The following is a 23,136-nucleotide window of genomic DNA, read 5'->3' on the forward strand; positions in this document are numbered from 1 at the left end:
CCACGTCCAGAGCGCATGAGCAAAGCGGCCGCCCCACAAATCGAGCTCGCCAGCGCCGATCCCTCGATCGCGCAGGAGATGACGCGCTGGCTGTCGCATCTCGGCGCCGAGCGGCGGCTGTCGCCGAAGACGCTGGAGGCCTATGGCCGCGACTTGCGGCAGTGCCTGGATTTCCTCTGCAATCACTGGGGCGAACGCGTCACGCTCAAGCGCTTCGCCGCGCTGGAGGCCACCGACGTGCGCGCCTTCATGGCGATGCGCCGGGCCGACGACATTGCCGGTCGCTCGCTGATGCGCGCGCTGGCGGGCCTGCGCTCGTTCGGCCGCTTCCTCGAACGCGAGGGCAAGGGCAAGGTCGGCGCGCTCTCCGCGATCCGCGCGCCGAAAGTCGCAAAGAGCCTGCCGAAGCCGCTGCCGATGGCGTCGGCCAAACGTCTTGCGGACGCCGACGAGCGCGCCGGCGAGGAACGCGAGACCTGGATTCTGGCGCGCGATGCGGCGGTGATGGCGCTGCTGTATGGTTCCGGCCTGCGCATCTCCGAAGCGCTCGGACTGAAGCGCCGCGAGGTGCCGAAGCCGGGCGAAGGCGACGTGCTCGTCGTCACAGGCAAAGGCAACAAGACCCGCATGGTGCCGGTGCTGCAGAACGTGCTGGCGCTGGTGCAGGAATATGTTTCGATGTGCCCCTATCCGCTGCCGGCGGAAGGGCCGATCTTCGTCGGCGCGCGCGGCGGTCCCTTGAGCCCGCGCATCATCCAGCTCGCGATGGAGCGGCTGCGCGGCGCGCTCGGCCTGCCCGACAGCGCGACGCCGCACGCGCTGCGCCATTCCTTCGCCACGCATCTTCTGTCGCGCGGCGGCGACCTGCGCGCGATCCAGGAACTGCTCGGCCATTCCTCGCTCTCGACCACGCAGATCTACACCGGCATCGATTCCGAGCGGCTGCTGGAAGTCTATGCCAGCGCGCATCCGCGGCGGTGAATTCTGACATCAAGCTGTCATAGCAAGCTCTTGGCGCGCATGCCTCTTGCGCGGCGCCCGCGGTTCGGTCAATCGTGGGGCATCCAGGCAGGAGGGATTTATGAGCGCACATGAAAGCATGGAGCATGCCGAGCACGCCGAACACGCGTCCGGCTCGAACAAGAAGATCGCCCTTCTGATCGCCGTGCTGGCCCTGTTCCTGGCGATCTCGGAGACGCTCGGCAAGGGCGCCCAGACCGAATCGATCAGCAAGAACGTCGAGGCCGCCAATCTCTGGGCGTTCTTCCAGGCCAAGAGCATCCGCCGCACCGTGGTGCTGACCGCGGCCGAGCAGGGCAAGCTCACGGTCGTCGGCGCGACCGACGACGCCATGAAGGCGGCGGTGCAGAAGCAGGTCGACGACTGGACCAAGACCGCGCAGCGTTATCGCTCCGAGCCCGAGACCGGCGAAGGCACCGAGCAGCTCGCCGAGAAGGCCAAGCATGCCGAGCACGAGCGCGACGAGGCGACCGCGAAATACCATCACTTCGAGCTGGCATCCGCCGCCTTCCAGATCGGCATCGTGCTGGCCTCCGCCACCATCATCACCGGCATCTTCGCCCTCGCCTATGTCGGCGGCCTCCTGACGCTCGCCGGCCTGCTCATGACCGCGCTCGGCCTGTGGTGGCCGCATCTGCTGCATTTGCATTGAGGGGGTGAGGCGGCTTACTCCGCCGTCGTCCCGGCGAACGCCGGGACCCATACCGCGTGATCTATCGATTACTCGCGGTGGGAGTACCGAACGACGAATCTTCGCCAAACTACTCCCTGGGGTTATGGGTCCCGGCCTTCGCCGGGACGACACCTGAGAATTGGCGCGAGCCCTGGCCCGACAACTGAAAGCGCAATCACCGCGCCTGGTGCACGCTCTTGCGGAAGCGCTGGATCAGGCGGAGCGTGCGGGCGGACCAGCCTTCGCCGTTGCCGGTGATCAGCTCGCGGATGCGCTGCTTGATCGGGTCGACCAGCAGGTGCGCCTTGGCACGCACCTTCATCACGAGATCGTAGATCCGCTCGAACCAGTGCATCTCCAAAAGCTTGTCGCGCGTGACGTCGAACACGAAGGCGGTGACGCCGACGCCGACGAGCTTTGCGAACAGGATCGTGAAGACGGCGCTGGTCCAATATTCATGCGTGAGCAGCCACAGGCCGACGAGCTTGAGCGGAAACAGCGGGATGATGGGGACCGCGAACACGATGAGCGTCATGGCCGGCGACAGCGCGTCGACACGCTCCGTCAGCCATTGCTTGAAACGCGCGAGCGGGATAGCTGCGACAACCCGCGCGACGATCGGTTCGAGATGGTCCCACAGCCAGGCTTCGATCAGGAAAATGATCGCAAGCAGGACCCAGACCGGTTGGAGAAGGCGGCGCAGCATGTGTTGTCCCGCCCGATTCGGCTCGGGGCGTCGCCTACATATGGATGGCCCGCTTGCCGACTGCAAGCGCGGCTTCCTTGATGGCCTCCGAGCGGGTCGGATGCGCGTGGCAGGTGCGCGCGAGATCCTCCGCACTGCCGCCAAACTCCATGAGAACGCACGCTTCATGGATCATTTCGCCGGCTTCGCGGCCGATAATGTGCACGCCGAGCACGCGATCGGTCTTCGCATCTGCGAGAATCTTCACAAAGCCATCGGTGGTCTGGTTGACCTTGGAGCGGCCGTTGGCGGTAAAGGGAAACTTCCCGACGGTATAAGCCACGCCCGCCTGCTTCAGTTCCTCCTCGGTCTTGCCGACGGAGGAGACTTCCGGCGTGGTATACACGACGCCTGGGATAACGTCGTAATTCACGTGGCCGGCCTGGCCTGCGATGATCTCGGCAACCGCAACGCCTTCATCCTCGGCCTTGTGCGCGAGCATCGGGCCCGCGACGACGTCGCCGATGGCATAGACGCCCTTCAGGCTGGTGGCGAAATGCGGATCGATCTGCACGCGGCCGCGATTGTCGAGCGCAACGCCGGCTTCCTTCAGGCCGAGCCCATCGGTGTAGGGCACGCGGCCGATGCAGACGAGCACGACGTCGGCTTCCAGCGTCTCCGCAGCCCCGCCGGCGGCGGGCTCGATCGTCGCCTTCAGCGTCTTGCCGGAGGTATCAACGGCGGTGACCTTGGCGCCGAGCTTGAATGCAAAGCCCTGCTTCTCGAGGATGCGCTGGAATTGCTTGGCGATCTCGCCGTCCATGCCGGGCATGATGCGATCCAGGAATTCGACGACGACGACTTCGGCGCCGAGCCGCTTCCACACCGAGCCGAGCTCGAGGCCGATCACGCCGGCGCCGACGACAAGCAGCTTACCGGGGACCTTGTCCAGCGACAGCGCGCCGGTGGACGAAACGATGCGCTTCTCGTCGATCTCGATGCCCTTGAGACGCGCGATGTCCGAGCCGGTGGCGATCACGATGCTCTTGGTCTCGACGACCTGCGACTTGCCGTCGGCGGAGACTTCGACCTTGCCGGTGCCAAGAATCTTGCCGGTGCCCTTGAGCACGTCAATCTTGTTCTTCTTCATCAGGAACTCGACGCCCTTGACGTTGCCGTCGATGCCCTGCTGCTTGAAGTTCATCATCGCCGGAAGCTCGAGCTTCGGCTCGGAGACCGACACGCCCATCTTGGCGAAGGAGTGCGCGGCCTCCTCGAACATTTCGGAAGCGTGCAGCAGCGCCTTCGAGGGCATGCAGCCGACATTGAGGCAGGTGCCGCCGAGCGTTGCGTTCTTTTCGACCACGGCGACTTTCATGCCGAGCTGGGCTGCGCGCACCGCGCAGACATAACCGCCCGGTCCGGTGCCGATGACGACGAGATCGTAGGTAGCCATGAGAGAAAGTCCCGTGAGTTTAGCGTGGAAAGATGCGTCAGCGTCCGCGCGGCGCGTCAGCGTCCGCCGGACACATCGAGAATGGCTGAGGTGACGTAGGAGGCATCGTCCGACATCAGCCAGACGATGGCGTTGGCGATTTCCTCGGCGGTGCCGACGCGCTTCATCGGCACCAAATGGGCCAGACGATGGGCGCGGTCGGGCTCGCCGCCGGCGGCGTGGATTTCGGTGTCGATCAGGCCGGGCCGGATCGCCGCGACGCGGATGCCTTCGCCCGCGACCTCGTAGCCGAGCCCGACGGTGAAGGAATCGACCGCGCCCTTGGATGCGGCGTAATCGACATAGGTGTTGGGTGCGCCGAGCCGGGCTGCGACCGACGACAGGTTCACGATGACGCCGCCCTTGCCGCCGTGCTTTGTCGACATCCGCTTTACAGCTTCGCGCGCGCAGAGGATGGAGCCGGTGACGTTGACCGCCATCACGCGCTGGATGCGCTCGGCCGACATCTCGTCGACGCGCACGCCGCTCTTGCCGACGATGCCGCCGTTGTTGACGAGTGCGCCGAGCGTGCCGAACTTGTCCGCCTGCTTGAACAGCTCGAGGATGTCGCTTTCCTCGGCGACATCGCATTTCACCGCGATGGCCTTGCCGTTGCTGGCCGCGATCTGCGCGACGACTTCATCCGCAGCCTGCTTGTTGCTGGCGTAGCCGACGACGACACGGAAGCCGCGTGCGGCCGCCGCGATCGCGGTCGCCCGCCCGATGCCGCGGCTCCCGCCGGTGATGACGACGACTTTATCGGTCATGCGCGCCTCCATGGTTCGACACGCGCCGTCGCGTGAGGGCGACGGCGCTCGCAGAGCATCAGCGATCAGAGATCGAGCACCAGGCGCGCCGGATCTTCCAGGCTCTCCTTGACGCGGACGAGGAAGGTGACGGCTTCCTTGCCGTCGATGACGCGGTGATCGTAGGACAGCGCCAGGTACATCATCGGGCGGACCTCGATCTTGCCGGCGACGACCATCGGCCGCTCCTGGATCTTGTGCATGCCGAGGATGCCGGACTGCGGCGCGTTGAGGATCGGGGTCGACATCAGCGAGCCGTAGATGCCGCCATTGGTGATGGTGAAGGTGCCGCCCTGCATCTCGTCGATCTTGAGCTGGCCGTCACGGGCGCGGCGGCCGAAATCGGCGATGCCCTTCTCGATGTCGGCGATCGACTTGTGGTCGCAGTCACGCACCACGGGCACGACGAGGCCCTTGTCGGTGCCGACGGCGACGCCGATGTGATAGTAGTTCTTGTAGATCAGGTCGGTGCCGTCGATCTCGGCGTTGACGGCCGGGATGTCCTTCAGCGCCTGCACGACGGCCTTGGTGAAGAAGCCCATGAAGCCGAGCTTGCTGCCGTGCTTCTTCTCGAACGCGTCCTTGTAGTGGGCGCGCAGCGCCATGACGTTGGTCATGTCGACCTCGTTGAAGGTCGTGAGCATGGCCGCGGTGTTCTGCACGTCCTTGAGGCGGCGCGCGATGGTCTGGCGCAGCCGGGTCATCTTGACGCGCTCTTCGCGGGCGGCGTCATCGGCCGGCGACAGCGCGCGGACCTGAACGGCGGCGGCGGGCTGGTTGACCGGGGTCGGCGCGGAGGCCGCACGCTCGATCGCGGCGAGCATGTCGCCCTTGGTGACGCGGCCGTCCTTGCCGGAGCCCGGAACGGTCGAAGCGTCGATGCCGGTCTCGGCCGAGAGCTTGCGCACGGAGGGGGCGAGCGGGGCATCGGCCGGCGGCGCCTTCGCGGCCGGAGCCGGTGCGGCAGCAGCCGCCGCGGCGGCCGGAGCAGCAGCGGGCTTGGCGGGAGCAGCGGCCGGCTTGGCCGCGCCGGCGGCGCCTTCGGTGATCTGGCCGAGCAGCGCGCCCACGGCAACGGTCGCGCCGTCAGCGGCGATGATCTCGCTCAGCGTGCCGGCGGAGGGCGCCGGGACTTCGATGGTGACCTTGTCGGTCTCGAGCTCCACCAAGGGCTCGTCAACGGCGACGGGGTCGCCGGCCTTCTTGAACCAGCGGCCGATGGTGGCCTCGGTGACGGATTCGCCGAGCGTCGGCACACGAATTTCAGTCATGGTCTTTTCCTTAAGGGATCGCCAATGCGGTCATGAATTCCAATTGTCACGGCCAGCGAAAAGCAGGCCATCCAGCAAGCCGGGACGTTCGCATTCACGAGGACGCCATGGCATGCCGGATGCCCCGCTTTTGGCGGGGCATGACGCAGTTCAAAAAGTTCAGCTCAGTGCTTCGTCCAGGAACGCCTTCAGCTGAGCCTGATGCTTGGACATCAGACCCGTGGCGGTCGCGGCGGAAGCGGCGCGGCCGACATAACGCGGACGCCGGCTCACACCGTTCACCTGGTTCAGCACCCACTCCAGATAGGGCTCGATGAAGTGCCAGGCACCCATGTTGCGGGGCTCTTCCTGGCACCACACCACTTCGGCCTTCTTGAAGCGCGACAGCTCGGCCACCAGCGCCTTCAGCGGCACCGGATAGAGCTGCTCGACGCGCATCAGGTAGATGTCGTCGATGCCGCGCTTCTCGCGCTCCTCGTAGAGGTCGTAATAGACCTTGCCGGAGCAGAGCACGATGCGGCGGATCTTCTCGTCCGGAACGAGCTTGATGGCATCGGTCGGCAGCATCTGGGCGTCGTCGTACAGGATGCGGTGGAAGGTCGTTCCCTTCGCAAGCTCCTCGAGACGCGACACCGCCCGCTTGTGACGCAGCAGCGACTTCGGCGTCATCAGGATCAGGGGTTTACGGATCTCGCGATGCAGCTGCCGGCGCAGCACGTGGAAGTAGTTCGCCGGCGTGGTCGGGTAGACCACCTGCATGTTGTCTTCCGCGCACATCTGCAAGTAACGCTCGAGGCGCGCCGAGGAGTGCTCCGGTCCCTGCCCTTCATAGCCGTGCGGCAAGAGGCAGACGAGGCCGGACATGCGCAGCCATTTGCGCTCGCCCGAGGAGATGAACTGGTCGAACACGACCTGCGCGCCGTTGGCGAAGTCGCCGAACTGCGCTTCCCACAGGGTCAGCGTGTTCGGCTCGGCGAGCGAATAGCCATATTCGAAGCCGAGCACGGCTTCTTCCGACAGCAGCGAGTTGATGACCTCGTAATGGCCCTGCTCGTGGCCGAGATGGTTGAACGGCGTGTAGCGGCTCTCGTCTTCCTGGTCGATCAGGACCGAGTGGCGCTGCGAGAAGGTGCCGCGCTCGGAATCCTGGCCGGACAGCCGGACGTGATGGTTCTCGTTGAGCAACGAGCAGAACGCCAGCGCTTCGCCGGTCGCCCAGTCGATGCCGGCGCCGCTGTCGATCGCCTTGGAGCGGTTCTCCAGGAAGCGCTGGATGGTGCGGTGGACGCGGAAACCATCCGGCACCTTGGTGATCTTGCGGCCGATATCCTTCAGCGCGGTGATGTCGACGCCGGTGACGCCGCGGCGGGCGTCCTCTTCCTGGTCGGCGATCTTGAAGCCCGCCCACTTGCCGTCGAGCCAGTCGGCCTTGTTCGGCTTGTAGGAGGTACCGGCCTCGAACTCGGCATCGAGCCGCGCGCGCCAGTCGGCCTTGGCCTTGTCGACCTCGCCCTCGGTCATCACGCCTTCGCTGATGAGGCGGCGGGCGTAGAGCTCGAGCGTGGACGGATGCGCCGCGATCTTCTTGTACATCACCGGCTGGGTGAACGCCGGCTCGTCGCCCTCGTTATGGCCATGCCTGCGGTAGCAGAACATGTCGATGACGACGGGCTTGTGGAACTTCTGCCGGAATTCGGTCGCGACCTTGGCCGCGAACACCACGGCTTCCGGATCGTCGCCGTTCACGTGGAAGATCGGCGCGTCGATCATCTTCGCCACATCCGACGGATAGGGCGAGGAGCGCGAGTAACGCGGATAGGTGGTGAAGCCGATCTGGTTGTTGACGATGAAGTGCACGGAGCCGCCGGTGCGGTAGCCCTTCAGGTCCGACAGACCGAAGCATTCCGCGACCACGCCCTGGCCGGCGAACGCGGCGTCGCCGTGCATCAGCAGCGGCATGACGGAGATGCGCATATCCGGCGGATCGCCATGCTGGTCCTGCTTGGCGCGGACCTTGCCGAGCACGACGGGATCGACGATCTCGAGATGCGAGGGATTGGCGGTCAGCGACAGATGGATGCGGTTGCCGTCGAACTCGCGGTCCGAGGAGGCGCCGAGGTGATACTTGACGTCGCCGGAGCCTTCGACCGCGTCGGGGTTGGCCGAGCCGCCCTTGAACTCGTGGAACAGCGCGCGGTGGGCCTTGCCCATCACCTGGGTCAGCACGTTGAGGCGGCCGCGATGCGGCATGCCCAGCACGATTTCCTTCACGCCGAGATTGCCGCCGCGCTTGATGATCTGCTCGAGCGCGGGGATCAGGGATTCAGCACCGTCGAGACCGAAACGCTTGGTGCCGGTAAACTTGGTATCGCAGAACTTTTCAAAGCCTTCGGCTTCGACCAGCTTGGTCAGGATGGCTCTGCGGCCCTCGCGGGTGAAGGAGATTTCCTTATCGGGCCCCTCGATGCGCTCCTGGATCCAGGCCTTCTGCGCGGCATTGCTGATATGCATGAACTCGACGCCGAGCGTCTGGCAGTAGGTGCGCTCGCAGATCGCGGTGATCTCGCGCAGCGTGCCGTATTCGAGACCGAGCACGTGATCGAGGAAGATCTTGCGGTCGAAATCGGCCTCGCTGAAGCCGTAGGTGCGCGGGTCGAGCTCTTCGCGGTTGCGCGGCGCCTCGATGCCGAGCGGATCGAGCTTGGCGTGGAAGTGGCCGCGCATGCGGTAGGAGCGGATCAGCATCAAGGCGCGGACCGAGTCGCGCGTCGCCTGGAGCAGATCGGCGGAGGAGATGTCGGCGCCCTTGGCCTGCGCCTTGGCGGCGATCTTGCCGCCGACCGCCTTCTCGACCTCGGCCCAATTGCCGTCGAGGGCGGAGGTCAGGTCGTCCTGCGGCGTCAGCGGCCAGTTGGCGCGCTCCCAGGACGGGCCCTCGGCGTTCCTGCGGACGTCGTCCGGCTGGTCCTTCAGGCTCTTGAAGAACTCCTGCCACTCGGCGTCGACCGAGGACGGGTCCTTCTCGTAGCGGGCGTAGATTTCGTCGATGTAGGTGGCGTTGGTGCCCTGCAAAAAAGATGAGAGGGCAAAGGCTGCGTTCGCGTCTTGGCGAGACATACTTGAGTTCCTGGCGATTTCGGTTCGCGCATAACAAACGGCGCTGGCGCTGGGCTCCCCGGCAGAGGCCCAGCGCGATTGGCACCATTTACCCTATTTGCTGCGAAACTTCGCCCGGAAAAGTACGAAGAAGTGAATTAGCCTTTCAACTTTTCGGCAAGCGTGTGCCCGAGGCGGGCGGGCGACGGCGACACTGTAATCCCAGCCGATTTCATCGCGTCGGTCTTGGAACCGGCGTCGCCCTTGCCGCCCGAAATGATCGCGCCGGCATGACCCATGCGGCGGCCGGGAGGGGCGGTGACGCCGGCGATGAAGCCGACCATCGGCTTCTTGCGGCCGCGCTTGGCCTCGTCCTTGAGGAACTGGGCGGCGTCCTCCTCGGCGGAACCGCCGATCTCGCCGATCATGATGATCGATTCCGTCTTGGGGTCGGCGAGCAGCATTTCCAGCACGTCGATGAACTCGGTTCCCTTGACCGGGTCGCCGCCGATGCCGACCGCGGTGGTCTGGCCGAGGCCTTCCTGCGAGGTCTGGAACACGGCTTCATAGGTCAGCGTGCCGGAGCGGGAGACGATGCCGACGCTGCCGGTCTTGAAGATGTTGGCCGGCATGATGCCGATCTTGCATTCGCCGGCGGTCATGACGCCCGGGCAGTTCGGCCCGATCAGGCGGGACTTGGAACCGGCCAGCGAGCGCTTCACGCGGACCATGTCGATGACCGGAATGCCTTCGGTGATGCAGACGATCAGCGGGATCTCGGCGTCGATGGCTTCGCAGATCGCATCGGCCGCGCCCGGCGGCGGCACGTAGATCACCGACGCGTCCGCGCCGGTCTTCTCACGCGCGTCGCGCACGGTGTCGAACACCGGCAGGCCCAGATGCGTCGAACCGCCTTTGCCCGGCGAAGTGCCGCCGACCATCTTGGTGCCGTAGGCAATCGCGGCCTCCGAATGGAAGGTGCCGTTCTTGCCGGTGAAGCCCTGGCAGATGACCTTGGTGTTCTTGTCGATCAGGATGGACATGAGGTCTGCTTTCGCGAAACTAACGAGTGAGAGGTCAGTGGATGCGGCGGTAGACGCCGGTGAGCACGTCAGCCCAGCCTTCCGCGTCCGGCGAGAACTGGATCTTCAACGAGTAGGAATTGTCGTCGATGATCTCGTAGACGTGGCGCGCATTGCCGCGGAGCGAGCCGCGCACCAGCGTCAGGGTCTTGCCGACCCACCCGCCGGAGGCGGGCGAAGGCGGCGTGTAGCCGAGCGAGTCGTACCAGAACAATTTGTAGGTCCGGTCCTCGCGATCGAAGGTGAAGATGCCGTGGGTGGCGAAGATCTGCTTGCCGTCGCGCATCTGGACCGAGTCCTGGATCAGGTAGAACCCGTTGAGATCCATGCGCGCGACGGTGTGCGAGGTGGCCGGCCCGCCCGCCGTCCAGCGCGACGGGAAGACCACCTCTTCGCCATCCCATTCGCCGGCGAACGCGGCGAGACGCGCGTGCTCTGCAAGCGGAGATGATGCGGCGAGATGGTCCTGGGCCATGGCGTTAGCCTCCCTTGACGGCCTTCACGATCTTCTGCGCGGCGTCGTCGAGATTGTCGGCCGGCACCACGTTCAGACCGGATTCAAGGATGATCTTCTTGCCGAGCTCGACATTGGTGCCTTCGAGGCGAACCACCAGCGGCACGCTAAGGCCGACCTCGCGCACGGCGGCCGTGACGCCCTCGGCGATCACGTCGCACTTCATGATGCCGCCGAAGATGTTGACCAGGATGCCTTTCACGTTGGGATCGGCGGTGATGATCTTGAACGCGGCCGCGACCTTCTCCTTGCTGGCGCTGCCGCCGACGTCGAGGAAGTTCGCCGGCGCCATGCCGTAGAGCTTGATGATGTCCATCGTCGCCATGGCGAGACCGGCGCCGTTGACCATGCAGCCGATGTTGCCGTCGAGGGTGACGTAGTTGAGGTCGTACTTGGACGCCTCGATTTCCTTGGCGTCTTCCTCTGTCTCGTCGCGCAGCGCGAGCACCTCGGGATGACGGAACAGCGCGTTGTCGTCGAACGACACCTTGGCGTCGAGCACGCGGAGCTGGCCCTGCTTGGTCACGACCAGCGGGTTGATCTCCAGCATCGACATGTCCTTGGCGACGAAGGCCGCGTAGAGCTGCGCGGTGAGCTTCTCGGCCTGCTTGGCGAGATCGCCCGAGAGCTTCAGCGCGTTGGCGACGGTGCGGCCGTGATGGCCCATGATGCCGGTCGCGGGATCGACCGAGAAGGTGACGATCTTCTCAGGCGTGTTGTGCGCGACGTCCTCGATGTTGACGCCGCCTTCGGTCGACACGACGAACGAGACGCGCGAGGTCTCGCGGTCGACCAGCAGCGAGAGATAGAACTCCTTGTCGATGTCGGAGCCGTCCTCGATGTAGAGGCGGTTGACCTGCTTGCCGGCAGGGCCGGTCTGGATCGTCACGAGCGTCGCGCCGAGCATCTGCTTGGCGAATTCGGAGACCTCGGCGGCCGACTTGGCGATGCGGACACCGCCCTTGTCGCCGGCGGAGGCTTCCTTGAACTTGCCCTTGCCGCGGCCACCGGCATGGATCTGGCTCTTCACCACATAGACCGGACCGGGCAGCGCCTTGGCGGCGGCCTCCGCGTCTGCGGCTTTAAGGACCGGCACGCCCTTGGAGATTGGAACGCCGAACTCGCCCAGCAGCGCTTTGGCCTGATATTCATGGATATTCATATGGTCGCTCCCTGAATCCGCGGGCGGTGACCTCGTAGGCCCACCTCAGTCTTGTGGCTGGCATACCATATACCACAGGAACTGCAACCCGGATTCTTTGACATCGAGATCTTTGGACTGCTGCGCCGGAACCCGCCAGGCCTTCAACAAGAGTTGCAGCCGGGCCCCAGAAGTGAAACCGCCGAAGACCGGTTTTCCGATCTTCGGCGGGATTTGTTTGCGCCTTAGCGGCCGAGAAGATCGGGGGCAATCTTCTTGCAGGCGTCGACCAAGCCCTGCACCGCGCCGACCGACTTGTCGAAGGCCTCGCGGTCCTTGCCGGCGAGCTCGATCTCGACGACGCGCTCGACACCCTTGGAGCCGATCACGACGGGCACGCCGACATACATGTCCTTCACGCCGTATTCGCCGTTGAGGTAGGCGGCGCTGGGCAGCACGCGCTTCTTGTCACGCAGATAGCTCTCGGCCATCGCGATCGCGGAAGCGGCCGGGGCGTAGAAGGCCGAGCCGGTCTTGAGCAGGTTGACGATCTCAGCGCCGCCGTTGCGGGTGCGGTCGACGATCTCGTCGAGGCGCGCCTGCGAGGTCCAGCCCATCTTGACGAGGTCGGGCAGCGGGATGCCGGCGACGGTGGAGTACTTCACCAGCGGCACCATGGTGTCGCCGTGGCCGCCGAGCACGAAGGCGGTGACGTCTTCAACGGAGACGTTGAATTCGTCGGCCAGGAAGTAGCGGAAGCGCGCCGAGTCCAGCACGCCGGCCATGCCGACGACCTTCTTGTGCGGCAGGCCCGAGGCCTTCTGGAGCGCCCACACCATGGCGTCGAGCGGGTTGGTGATGCAGATGACGAAGGCGTCGGGGGCATACTTCTTGATGCCGGCGCCGACCTGCTCCATGACCTTGAGGTTGATGGAGAGGAGATCGTCGCGGCTCATGCCGGGCTTGCGCGGCACGCCGGCGGTGACGATGCAGACCTTGGCGTTGTCGAGCGCCTCGTAGGAGTTCGCGCCGGTGTAGTGGGCGTCGAAGCCGTCGACCGGCGAGGACTGCGCAATGTCGAGCGCCTTGCCCTGCGGCACGCCCTCGGCGATGTCGAACATCACGACGTCGCCCAGTTCTTTCAGGCCGATGAGGTGAGCCAGCGTTCCGCCGATCTGACCGGAGCCAATCAAAGCAATCTTGTCGCGCGCCATGTGAACCTGTCCTTTAGACACGTAAGGAGGGGAAAACTGACAGGGTGGTTATCCCTTTCGCTTCGCCCGTTCAAGTCGGTGGATGCCCAATTGTCGGGCTTGCCGAGATCGCAGCCAGCATACCCCCGTCCGTCATTCCGGGATGCGCCGACAGGCGCAGGCCCGGAATCCATCGGGCTGCAGAGTTAGTGGCGCGATGGATTCCGGGCTCGCGACTTTGTCGCGCCCGGGAATGACGGCGGAGAAAATGGTGAAATAGGACTTAAGTCTCCACCAGGCCCTTGGTGGAGCCGCTCGCGGTGGAATCCTTGCGGCCGTGAGGCAGCGCCAGATAGGATTCCGAGCTCATTTCGATCAGCCGCGAGGCGGTCCGCTTGAACTCGTTGGCCTCGTTGCCCTCGTCGGCGAGGTACAGCGAGATCGGGTTGGCGTCGGCCGAGGCCATCAGCTTCACGGCATTGTCATAGAGCGTATCGATCAGCGTGATGAAGCGCTTGGCGGCGTTGCGCTGGGAGAAGTCCATCACTGGAATATGGTCGACCAGGATGGTGTGATAGTCGTGCGCGAGCCTGAGGTAATCCGATGCGCCGAGCGGCTTCTCGCAGAGATCGGTGAACGAGAACCGCGCCACGCCATGGGCCGAGCACGGCACGTGCAGGATGCGGCCCTTGATCGAAATATCGCGCGACTTGCATTTGGCGCTGCCGCTCATCCGCGACCAGGCGCGGTCGAGGACTGCGTCCGCATCGCCATCGGCCGGCGTCAGCCACATCGGCACGCCCTGAAGCTTCTCCAGCCGGAAGTCGGTGCGCGCATCGAGCCGCGCCACGTCCATGTGGTCGGTGATCTGCTTGATGAAGGGCAGGAACAGCGAACGGTTGAGGCCGCCCTTGTAGAGATCCTCGGGCGCGACGTTGGAGGTTGCGACCACCACGGTGCCGAGCTCGAACAGCTTTGCGAACAGGCGGCCGAGGATCATCGCGTCCGCGATGTCGGTGACGTGGAATTCGTCGAAGCAGAGCAGCCAGCTCTCCTCGAAGATCGCGTTCGCGGTCAGCGCGATGACGTCGCCGTCGGCGATCTCGCCGCGCGCGATGCTCTGGCGATAGTCGTAGATGCGTTCGTGCACATCGGCCATGAACTCGTGGAAATGCGCGCGGTGCTTGTGCTCGACCGAGGAGTGCTGGAAGAACAGGTCCATCAGCATGGTCTTGCCGCGGCCGACCTCGCCATGGATGTAGAGCCCGTGCGGCGCCTCGTCCTTGTCGCTGCTGAACAGACGGCTGAGCAGGCCCTGCTTGCGCTGCGGCTTGTAGCTGCCGAGCCGCTGGTCGAGCGCCGCATAGGCTTCGGCGACTTCGGCCTGCGCGGCATCGGGCTCGATCGCGCCGTCGGCGATCTGGGCCTGATAGGCCTCGCGGAATTGGGAACTGGGGGTCGAGAGCATGGCTCTTTACCGCCAGAGACGGACGGAAATTGCAAGCCGTGAATTGGTGTCAGGGGTATGCGAATATCCTCCCTCTCCCCGCAGGCGGGGAGAGGTAAAGACCTACTCACACAGCTCGTAGGCGTCCTCGACCACATACGGTCCGCCGCCGGTCGATGCACGGGACGAGAACAAGACAAAACGTTCGGCCATGAACGCCTTGCTCGGGAAGTAGCCGCGCAGCGACAGATAGTCGGCGACGTCACGGTCGGTGGCGTCGTGCAGTCGCGCCAGCGTGACGTGCGGGATGAACTTGCGTCCCTCCGGATTAAGGCCGATCCGCTGCATCATCCGCTCGAGCTCGGCCTGCAATTCGATCAGCGGCTTGCTCGGCGCGATGGTGGCGACCACCGCGCGCGGCTTGCGGCCGCCGAAGCTCGTCAGCCCCTGCACCTTCACCTCGAACGGTTTGCGGTTGACGCGAAACAGCATCGAGGCGATCTCGTTGGCGGAGACGCCGTCGATATCGCCGATGAAGCGCAAGGTGACGTGATAATTTTCGGGATCGATCCAGCGGGCGCCGGGAAGGCCGCCCCTCAAGTTGGAAAGCGTCTGGCCGATCTCGGCCGGGATTTCCAGACCAGTGAACAAACGCGGCATCGTTTCGCACTCCCGATGCTTGGGTACGGTCCCTTGAAGCAGGACCTTATCCAAATTAGAGCCGGCGACGAATCACCGGTACCCTGATTCCTATCGCAGTTGTGTGACTCTGCGAAGCATCGCGCGGGCCACCCCGGGAAAACCCTGGGAATTAGGGTTAGCGTTGCCTGCTTTTCAACGGCGTTGCTCGCTTATGTTGCGCAGGAATGCCTCCACCGTGGGCATCATGTTGCCGACGATGATGTCGACGCCCGCCGCGGTCGGGTGGATGCCGTCGGCCTGGTTGAGCTTGGCGTCGGCCGCAACGCCGTCGAGAAAGAACGGATAGAGCGGCACGTCGAATTGTTTCGCAAGATCCGGATAAATCGAATTGAAGCGCGCGGCGTAGTCGGCACCGTAATTCGGCGGCGCCAGCATGCCGCACAGCATGACTGGAATCCCGCGTGCCTTCAGCCGCTGGACGATGTCGGTCAGCGCGGCGCGCGTCAGGCCGGGATCGATGCCGCGCAGCGCGTCGTTGGCGCCGAGCTCGACGATCACCCCCTCGGTTCCCTCGGGCACCGACCAGTCGAGCCGGTCGCGGCCGCCGGAGGCGGTGTCGCCGGACACCCCGGCATTGGTCATGCCGACCTCTATGCCTTTGGTCTGCAAGGCTTTTTGAAGTTTCGTGGGGAATGCCTCCTGTGCCGGGAGGCCGAGGCCGGCGCTCAAGGAATCGCCGAGGACCACCAGCTTGATCGGTTGGGCGGCCGGCTGGGCCTGTGCCGACGCATTTGTCGCAATTGTCATCACGGCGAGCATCAACACGGCTATGTGCATGAACAATCCGTAACGCCTCTCGACCGCGCTATCGGAGTTGCCATATGACCGGACCATGGACACTCGCATCGAATCCTCTTCGCTCGCCGGCACCACGCCGGACACCATCGCCATCTCCAACGTCAATCTCTCATTGGGTACGGGCGCGGCACGCGTTCACATCCTCAAGGATATCAGCTTGCGGGTCGCCTCGGGCGAGACGATTGGCCTGATCGGCCCGTCAGGCTCGGGCAAATCGACGCTACTGATGGTGATGGCGGGGCTGGAGCGTCCTGATAGCGGAGAGGTGGTGGTGAACGGCACGCCTTTCAATGCCCTCGACGAGGACGCGCTCGCCCGCTTCCGCGGCCGCCAGGTCGGCATCGTCTTCCAGTCCTTCCATCTGATCCCGACCATGACGGCGCTGGAGAACGTCGCCGTGCCGCTCGAGCTTGCCGGCAATCCCGACGCCGCGAAACGCGCGGCGCAGGAGCTGCAATCGGTCGGGCTCGGCGACCGCCTGCATCATTATCCGACGCAGCTTTCCGGCGGCGAGCAGCAGCGCGTCGCGCTCGCGCGCGCGCTGGCGCCCGATCCCGCGATCCTCGTCGCCGACGAGCCGACCGGCAATCTCGACGAGGCGACGGGAAAACAGATCGTCGACCTGCTCTTCACCAAGCATGCCGAGCGCGGCATGACCCTGGTGCTGGTCACGCACGATTCCTCGCTCGCGCATCGCTGCGATCGCGTCATCCGCCTGCGCTCCGGGCGCATCGACACGCAGTCTGCGCCGGCATGAGCGCCGCGGCCGAACCGTTCGTGCGGCCCAACGCCGCCGCGTTGTCGCTGCGCTACGCCTTACGCGAATTGCGCGGAGGCCTGCGCGGCTTCTACGTCTTCATCGCCTGCATCGCGCTCGGCGTGATGGCGATTGCCGGCGTCGGCTCGGTGTCCGCGAGCCTCTCCGACGGCCTCGCCCGCGAAGGCCGCACGCTGCTCGGCGGCGACGTCTCCTTCGTGCTGTTCCAGCGCGAGGCCAAGCCCGAGGAAGTCGCCTTCCTGCGTTCGCGCGGCACCGTCTCGACCGCCGCGACCCTGCGCGGCATGGCGCGCTCGGCCGACGGCCAGCTCGCGCTGGTCGAGATGAAGGCGGTCGACGACACCTATCCGATGCTCGGCCAATTGACGCTGGCGCCACAGCTAGCGATGTCCGACATCCTTGCGGAGCGAGACGGCGCGTTCGGCGCGGCTGCCGATCCGACGCTGCTGGCGCGGCTCTCGCTCAAGACCGGCGACCGCGTCACCATCGGCTCGGCCACCTTCCAGATCCGCAGCACGGTCGAAGCCGAGCCCGACAAGCTCGCCGGCGGCATCGGCTTCGGCCCGCGCTTCCTGATCAGCGAGGCGGGCCTGCGGGCCACCGGCCTGATCCAGCCCGGCAGCCTGGTGCGCTGGGTCTACCGGGTGAAGCTGCCCGATACCGCCAACAACGAGCGCGCGACCGACGCCTTCATCGCCGATGCGCGCAACGCCGCGCCGCAGGCCGGCTGGGAAGTCCGCAGCCGCTCCAACGCCTCGCCGCAGCTCGAGCGCAACATCAGCCGCTTCACGCAGTTCCTGACGCTGGTCGGCCTCGCCGCGCTGCTGGTCGGCGGCGTCGGCGTCGCCAACGCGGTGAAGAGCCATATCGACCGGAAGCTCGAGGTGATCGCGGCCTTCAAGGCCGTCGGCGCCACGGGCCGCGACGTGTTCGGCATCTATCTCGCCCAGGTCATCCTGCTGGCCGCGATCGGGTCCGTGATCGGGCTCGCGCTCGGCGCCGCCATGCCCTTCGCCATCGTCGGTCTGTTCGGCAAGTTGCTGCCGCTGCCGGTGGTGCCGGCCGTGCATGCCGACGAGCTCGCGCTGTCCTTCGTCTACGGCCTTTTGACCGCGCTCGCCTTCGGCCTGTGGCCGCTCGGACGGGTGCACGACGTGCCGGTCGCCGCACTGTTCCGCGACACCATCAGCTCCGAATGGCACCGGCCGCGCTGGAGCTATCTCGTGTTCATGGGCGTCGTGATCGCCCTGCTCGTCGCGGTCGTGATCGGCCTGTCCTTCGACAAGCGCATCGCGGCGGTGTTCGTGGCCTCCTCGGTCGTCGTGTTCGCGTTGCTGCGCGGCATCGCCGCCCTGCTGATGACGATCGCGCGGCGGATGCCGCGGACGCGGCTGCCGATGCTGCGGCTCGCGATCGCCAACATCCACCGGCCGGGCGCGCTGACGCCCTCGGTCGTGCTGTCGCTCGGCCTCGGGCTCGCCGTGCTCGTCACCATCACCCAGATCGACGGCAATCTGCGCCGGCAGTTCCTCGCGGCCCTGCCGGACCAGGCGCCGTCGTTCTTCTTCATCGACATTCCGAGCACGCAGGCGGCGCAGTTCGACGGCTATCTGCGCCAGATCGCGCCCGGCGCCAAGGTCGAGGACGTGCCGATGCTGCGCGGGCGCATCGTCGCCGCACGCGGCGTCCGCGCCGAAGAGCTCAAGCCGACGACCGATTCCGAGTGGGTGCTGCAAAGCGACCGCGGCCTCACCTATACCGGCGAGCTGCCGAAGGGCTCCAAGGTGGTCGAGGGCGAGTGGTGGAGCGCCGACTATTCCGGCCCGCCGCTGGTCTCGATGGAGAAGAAGATCGCCGACGGGCTCGGCCTCAAGCTCGGCGACGAGGTCGTGGTCAACGTGCTCGGCCGCGACATCCCGGCGAAGATCAGCAATCTGCGCAACATCGACTGGCAGGGGCTCGGCATCAATTTCGTCCTGGTGTTCTCGCCGAACGCCTTCAAGGGCGCGCCGCATACCCATATCGCGACGCTGACGGAAGCCGGCAGCAATGCCGAAGGCGACGGCAGGATCATCAAGCAGGTGGCCGACACCTACCCGATGGTGACGAGCGTGCGCGTGCGCGAGGTGATGGAGACGGTCGGCTCGGTCGTGACCAATCTTGCGCTGGCGATCCGCGGCGCGAGCGCCGTGACCCTGATCTCGGCGATCCTGGTGCTGGGCGGGGCGCTCGCGGCCGGCCATCGCCACCGGGTCTACGATGCGGTGATCCTGAAGACGCTGGGCGCGACGCGGCTGCGGCTGCTCGGCGCCTATGCGCTCGAATACCTCCTGATCGGGCTCGCCACCGCGGTCTTCGGCGTGATCGCCGGCAGCATCGCCGCCTGGATGATCGTGACGCGGCTGATGACGCTCAGCTTCGTCTGGCAGGCCGGCAGCGCGGCCGGCGTGGTCGTGGCCGCCCTGGTCGTCACCGTCGGGCTAGGGCTCGCCGGCACGCTCCTGGCGTTGAACAAAAAGCCCGCCACGGTGTTGCGGAATTTGTGACAAAAGGTAGCGGGCCGCCGCGCGGGTGCGGAAACGCACGATTCTTGCGATTAACCACGTCCGCTCGCCAGGATTGCCGGCGAGGGCGACATTCGGCCGCGCGTGGACGGTTGCAGCGAATGTGTTAGTTTCCCACATATCCAATGGGTTCGGACCCCCGATTGTTAGCCAAAATTTAGTCGGCAGACATCGGTATCCGAGATAGAGTTTGACGAACCGGCGGCATGGCGACCCTCATGCCGGACCGGCCAACCAACGGGAATTCGACCATGTCGGACCTAGACCGTAACTACGCTTCTCCTTTCGGCAGGGCCGCCGGGCGTGTTGACGCCGCGACGGTCGATGCCGGCCTGCGCGCCTACATGCTGCGCATATACAACTACATGAGCATTGGCCTCGCCATCACGGGCCTTGCCGCACTCGGCGTCTACATGGCCGCCGTGACCGACGTTCCGACCCCGGAAGCCGTCCGCGTCGGCAAGCTGTTCCTGACGCCGTTCGGCTATGCGATGTTCGTCAGCCCCCTGAAGTGGCTGTTCATGCTCGCGCCGCTCGCCATGGTGTTCGTGATCTCCGCTGGCATCAACCGTCTGGCGCCCTCGACCGCCCAGATCCTGTTCTGGGTGTTCTCGGCGCTGATGGGCATCTCGCTGTCGTCGATCTTCCTGGTGTTCACGCACACCTCGATCGTGCGGGTGTTCTTCATCACCGCGGCGACCTTCGGTGCGCTCAGCCTCTACGGCTACACCACCAAGCGTGACCTGACCGGGATGGGCTCGTTCCTGTTCATGGGCCTGATCGGCATCATCATCGCGAGCTTGGTGAACCTGTTCCTGGCGAGCTCGATGCTGCAGTTCATCGTGTCCGTGGTCGGCGTGCTGGTGTTCGCGGGCCTCACCGCCTGGGATACCCAGCGGCTGAAGAACGACTACATCTACGGCTACGCTGCGGCCGGCGGTGACATCGCAGAGCGTGCGGCCATCACCGGCGCGCTGTCGCTGTACCTGAACTTCATCAACCTGTTCACGCTGCTCCTGCAGCTCCTCGGCCAGCGCGATTAAGCGATCGACCAGAGAGAACGACATGAGCCCCGGCCGCAAGGCCGGGGTTTTTTGTTAGGGCCGGGTGCCTCCACGAACACCGTCATTGCGAGCGCAGCGAAGCAATCCAGAGTGCCTCCGCGGATGCATTTCTGGATTGCTTCGCCGCAAGGGCTCCTCGCAATGACGGAGTATATGGAAACGATGTTGCCTCTTCCGGCCGCCGCGGGAAGGCTCTAATCTTTCCCCATGTCCGCACCTGAAATCAGGCCCACCCTTGAGGCCGACCTCCCCGCCATCACCGCCATCTACCAGCAGGCTGTCCGCGTGGGCACGGCGACGTTCGAGCTGGAGCCGCCGGATCTTGCCGAGATGACGCGGCGCTACCGCGCGCTGGTCGACGGCGGCTATCCCTATTTCGTCGCCATCCTCGACGGCCGCGTTGCCGGCTACGCCTATGCCGGCGTCTACCGGCCGCGGCCGGCCTATCGCTTCACGGTCGAGAACTCGATCTATCTCGACCCCTCCTTCCACCGCCGCGGCGTCGGCTCGTTGCTGCTGGAGCGGCTGATCGCCGAGTGCGAGGCGCGCGGCTTCCGCCAGATGATCGCGGTGATCGGCGATTCCGCCAATGCCGGCTCGATCGGCGTGCACACCAAGGGCGGCTTCAGGATGATCGGCACGCATCCCAATGTCGGGCTGAAATTCGGCCGCTGGCTCGACACGGTGATGATGCAGCGCGAGCTCGGCGAGGGCGCCAGCACGGTGCCGGGGAAGTAAGCGTTTCTTCATCGTCATTCCGGGGCGCGACGAAGTCGCGAGCCCGGAATCCATAACCACAGGCCGGGGTTATGGATTCCGGGCCTGTCGGCGCATCCCGGAATGACGAGAGGAGTTTGCTACACCACGGCCAGCTTGCGATCGATCACCAGCAGCACGCGCTCGAGCTCGTGGCCGCGGCGCAGGATCAGGCCGGTCGCCGAGATCACGCTGTACATGCCCTGCTTGCGCGCGAGGCGCGGGTCCTTCTCGATGCGATAGATCGGCACTTCCGAGGCGCGGCGATAGACCGAGAACACCGCACGGTCCTTCAGGAAGTCGATGGCATAGTCGCGCCACTCGCCGTCGGCGACCATGCGGCCGTAGAGATTGAGAATTCGGCGCAGCTCGAGCCGGTTGAAGGTCACCTGGTTCGGCTGCGCATTCGCAGCGGGGGGACGCGCCGCCGCGCGCTGCTCGCTCGGATCGGCATCCTCCGACGTCAGACTCATGGAGCGCCTCCTGATCGCACGGCATGATCGCGTCCGCGAAAACCGTCCCCGGAACCGCGGATCATGACAATCGCATGATTGCGCCAACCGTTCCCCTCCGCAAGGGGCTCTCGAGGGCTGTTTGAAGAGCTCTCGGTGCAACCCATTGAACCGGGGGCGAATCGGAACACACGCAACGGTGGAACTCTGTCGCGACGAACCGTCACGGGATCGTTAGCAGGAATCATAGTATCGCCGCTTTTCCGCCCAGCGCCTGCCGCCCTGCACTGCGAAAAGAGCTGTGTGCGTTGACCCGGTCCTTTCGGTTCCGGATTCCTCAGCCCCCAGCCCCCCGGGGTCGACGGGATCGGGTCTGTACGCGCGACAAGGAGGGCCAACGCGAGTTGGTCCTTTTTTGTTTGTGTCGGGATGTTTCTTCCCCCGCTGTCATTCCGGGACGCGCGAAGCGCGGGCCCGGAATCCATCAATCCAAGGTTCCCAGTTGAGAAATGGATTCCGGGCTCGCGCCAAAGAGGCGCGCCCCGGAATGACGAGGGACAAGATTTTTCCGACACGATCTTGCGTACGCTCTCTCCCCTCATCCTTCGCGCGGCGTCCCGAAGGATCGAGGCCCGAGCGGCATCAGCGGGGCCTTTCATGGTTCTCGCGGCGATGCGCAGCATCGTCCGCCGCGCGCGCAAGGGGCGCGCTCCTCACCATGAGGAGATAGAGCCAGACCGCGCATCAGGAAGAATGCGAAGCGTGCGCGTCAGTGCAGCGACGTGTATGCCGCGCCCAGCATCGGGCCGGGTTTCTCGCGGCTGCCGTCCTGGACATAGACCACCGCGCCATCGACGCCGTCGCGCGTGAGGTTCTCGATCGGCACCGTCCAGCTTTCCGGACGACCGTTCCAGTCGCCGACCTTGAGCAGGTTGCGCACCACGTTGTGATAGGTGATCTGCTGTCCGCGATTTTCGCCTTTGGCGATCGCGATCGGCACTGACTTCGCAATCGAGCAGATCCAGACTTCGCCGTGCGAGATCGCCGGCTCCTTGCTCGCGGCCACCGACACGTTGATCTGCTTGCCCGAGAGCGACATCGTCACCGGCACGCTCATCACGCCCATGCCTTTGTCGGTCTTGCCGATCGCACTCTCGATGCCGGCACGATCACTGCCGACGACATGCGTCGAGCCGTTCACCACGACCTGCGGGGTGTAGACCTCGCGGTCGCCGCGCATGCGCGAATAAGCGCGCTGCCGCGCCGAGAAGCGCGAATCCGCCAGCGTGTCCTTCCAGCCGAGATAATCCCAATAATCGATCGGCATGCTCAGCGCGATGATCGAGGGATCGCTGGAGAGATCGCCGATGATCTTGTCGGCGGGCGGGCAGGAGGAGCAGCCCTGCGAGGTGAAGAGCTCAACCACGGCGCGGGGATCAGCCTCAGCGGGACGGATGACGGCGACGATCGCACAGATGCCGAGTGCTCCCGACCAGAAGGCACCGGACCAACGTGAAATCAGATGAGAAGCCGTCATTGCTGTCATGTCGAACGCCGCACACCGTTGCTCGTGGGAAGGGAAATCTTATCGCCTGATGG

20 protein-coding genes are annotated in these 23,136 nt (G+C 65.3%); 6 read left to right on the plus strand and 14 right to left on the minus strand.

The features are described 5' to 3' along the window. The first annotated feature begins 15 nt into the window (after positions 1-15). Complete coding sequence (locus BJA_RS02245; RefSeq protein WP_011083278.1) at positions 16-981, plus strand: tyrosine recombinase XerC; 966 nt, start codon at positions 16-18, stop codon at positions 979-981. A 100-nt stretch (positions 982-1,081) separates the two neighbouring features. Continuing rightward, the gene (locus tag BJA_RS02250) at positions 1,082-1,672 is read left to right on the plus strand and encodes a DUF4337 domain-containing protein (RefSeq protein WP_011083279.1); all 591 of its coding nucleotides are present in this window, start codon (positions 1,082-1,084) and stop codon (positions 1,670-1,672) included. Between the two features lie 196 nt (positions 1,673-1,868). Here the strand turns inward: BJA_RS02250 and BJA_RS02255 are convergent, their stop codons facing one another. From BJA_RS02255 to BJA_RS02310, 12 genes are all read right to left on the minus strand, one after another. Further along, positions 1,869-2,399, minus strand: a complete 531-nt coding sequence (locus BJA_RS02255; RefSeq protein ID WP_011083280.1) for a hypothetical protein — start codon at positions 2,397-2,399, stop codon at positions 1,869-1,871. 34 nt (positions 2,400-2,433) lie between these two features. Then, positions 2,434-3,834 (minus strand): dihydrolipoyl dehydrogenase, encoded by a 1,401-nt coding sequence (lpdA, locus tag BJA_RS02260; RefSeq protein ID WP_011083281.1) that lies wholly within the window; start codon positions 3,832-3,834, stop codon positions 2,434-2,436. A gap of 56 nt (positions 3,835-3,890) precedes the next feature. Next, complete coding sequence (locus BJA_RS02265; protein WP_038965061.1) at positions 3,891-4,640, minus strand: SDR family oxidoreductase; 750 nt, start codon at positions 4,638-4,640, stop codon at positions 3,891-3,893. Positions 4,641-4,705: 65 nt separating this feature from the next. After that, on the minus strand, positions 4,706-5,950 hold the full coding sequence (odhB, locus tag BJA_RS02270; protein WP_011083283.1) for a 2-oxoglutarate dehydrogenase complex dihydrolipoyllysine-residue succinyltransferase: 1,245 nt from the start codon (positions 5,948-5,950) through the stop codon (positions 4,706-4,708). Positions 5,951-6,109: 159 nt separating this feature from the next. After that, the gene (locus tag BJA_RS02275) at positions 6,110-9,067 is read right to left on the minus strand and encodes a 2-oxoglutarate dehydrogenase E1 component (protein ID WP_011083284.1); all 2,958 of its coding nucleotides are present in this window, start codon (positions 9,065-9,067) and stop codon (positions 6,110-6,112) included. 137 nt (positions 9,068-9,204) lie between these two features. After that, complete coding sequence (gene sucD, locus BJA_RS02280; RefSeq protein WP_011083285.1) at positions 9,205-10,089, minus strand: succinate--CoA ligase subunit alpha; 885 nt, start codon at positions 10,087-10,089, stop codon at positions 9,205-9,207. Between the two features lie 34 nt (positions 10,090-10,123). Continuing rightward, the gene (locus BJA_RS02285; RefSeq protein ID WP_011083286.1) at positions 10,124-10,603 is read right to left on the minus strand and encodes a DUF1579 domain-containing protein; all 480 of its coding nucleotides are present in this window, start codon (positions 10,601-10,603) and stop codon (positions 10,124-10,126) included. Between the two features lie 4 nt (positions 10,604-10,607). Then, complete coding sequence (gene sucC, locus BJA_RS02290) at positions 10,608-11,804, minus strand: ADP-forming succinate--CoA ligase subunit beta (RefSeq protein WP_011083287.1); 1,197 nt, start codon at positions 11,802-11,804, stop codon at positions 10,608-10,610. 224 nt (positions 11,805-12,028) lie between these two features. Further along, positions 12,029-12,997 carry a malate dehydrogenase gene (gene mdh, locus BJA_RS02295; protein ID WP_008145224.1) on the minus strand — a complete coding sequence of 323 codons (969 nt, stop codon included), beginning with the start codon at positions 12,995-12,997 and terminating at the stop codon, positions 12,029-12,031. Between the two features lie 262 nt (positions 12,998-13,259). Further along, a complete protein-coding gene (gene zapE, locus BJA_RS02300; protein WP_011083288.1) occupies positions 13,260-14,444 on the minus strand; it encodes a cell division protein ZapE in 1,185 nt (394 codons plus the stop codon). 102 nt (positions 14,445-14,546) lie between these two features. Further along, entirely contained in the window at positions 14,547-15,083 is a 537-nt protein-coding gene (thpR, locus tag BJA_RS02305; protein ID WP_011083289.1) for an RNA 2',3'-cyclic phosphodiesterase, read from the minus strand. Between the two features lie 174 nt (positions 15,084-15,257). Beyond that, a complete protein-coding gene (locus BJA_RS02310) occupies positions 15,258-15,902 on the minus strand; it encodes an arylesterase (RefSeq protein ID WP_038965065.1) in 645 nt (214 codons plus the stop codon). Between the two features lie 55 nt (positions 15,903-15,957). Here BJA_RS02310 and BJA_RS02315 point away from each other — a divergent pair, with 55 nt between their 5' ends. The 4 genes from BJA_RS02315 to BJA_RS02330 all read left to right on the plus strand — a co-directional run bounded on the left by BJA_RS02315 (position 15,958) and on the right by BJA_RS02330 (position 21,067). Further along, positions 15,958-16,680 (plus strand): ABC transporter ATP-binding protein, encoded by a 723-nt coding sequence (locus tag BJA_RS02315; protein WP_011083291.1) that lies wholly within the window; start codon positions 15,958-15,960, stop codon positions 16,678-16,680. Further along, positions 16,677-19,247: an ABC transporter permease gene (locus BJA_RS02320; RefSeq protein ID WP_011083292.1), complete on the plus strand. Its 2,571-nt coding sequence runs from the start codon at positions 16,677-16,679 to the stop codon at positions 19,245-19,247. The genes BJA_RS02315 and BJA_RS02320 overlap by 4 nt, the downstream gene beginning before the upstream one ends. A 269-nt stretch (positions 19,248-19,516) precedes the next feature. Further along, positions 19,517-20,308 (plus strand): Bax inhibitor-1/YccA family protein, encoded by a 792-nt coding sequence (locus BJA_RS02325; RefSeq protein WP_028174871.1) that lies wholly within the window; start codon positions 19,517-19,519, stop codon positions 20,306-20,308. A gap of 228 nt (positions 20,309-20,536) precedes the next feature. Further along, positions 20,537-21,067, plus strand: coding sequence for a GNAT family N-acetyltransferase (locus BJA_RS02330; RefSeq protein WP_011083294.1), 531 nt, complete (start codon positions 20,537-20,539; stop codon positions 21,065-21,067). Between the two features lie 119 nt (positions 21,068-21,186). On the opposite strand, the gene BJA_RS02335 is transcribed toward BJA_RS02330, so the two are convergent. After that, positions 21,187-21,558 (minus strand): DUF2794 domain-containing protein, encoded by a 372-nt coding sequence (locus BJA_RS02335; protein ID WP_011083295.1) that lies wholly within the window; start codon positions 21,556-21,558, stop codon positions 21,187-21,189. A gap of 748 nt (positions 21,559-22,306) precedes the next feature. Continuing rightward, positions 22,307-23,083 carry a DUF1223 domain-containing protein gene (locus BJA_RS02340; RefSeq protein WP_011083296.1) on the minus strand — a complete coding sequence of 259 codons (777 nt, stop codon included), beginning with the start codon at positions 23,081-23,083 and terminating at the stop codon, positions 22,307-22,309. Between the last annotated feature and the right edge of the window lie 53 nt (positions 23,084-23,136).

The sequence above is a fragment of the Bradyrhizobium diazoefficiens USDA 110 genome (assembly GCF_000011365.1).
GTDB lineage: Bacteria > Pseudomonadota > Alphaproteobacteria > Rhizobiales > Xanthobacteraceae > Bradyrhizobium > Bradyrhizobium diazoefficiens.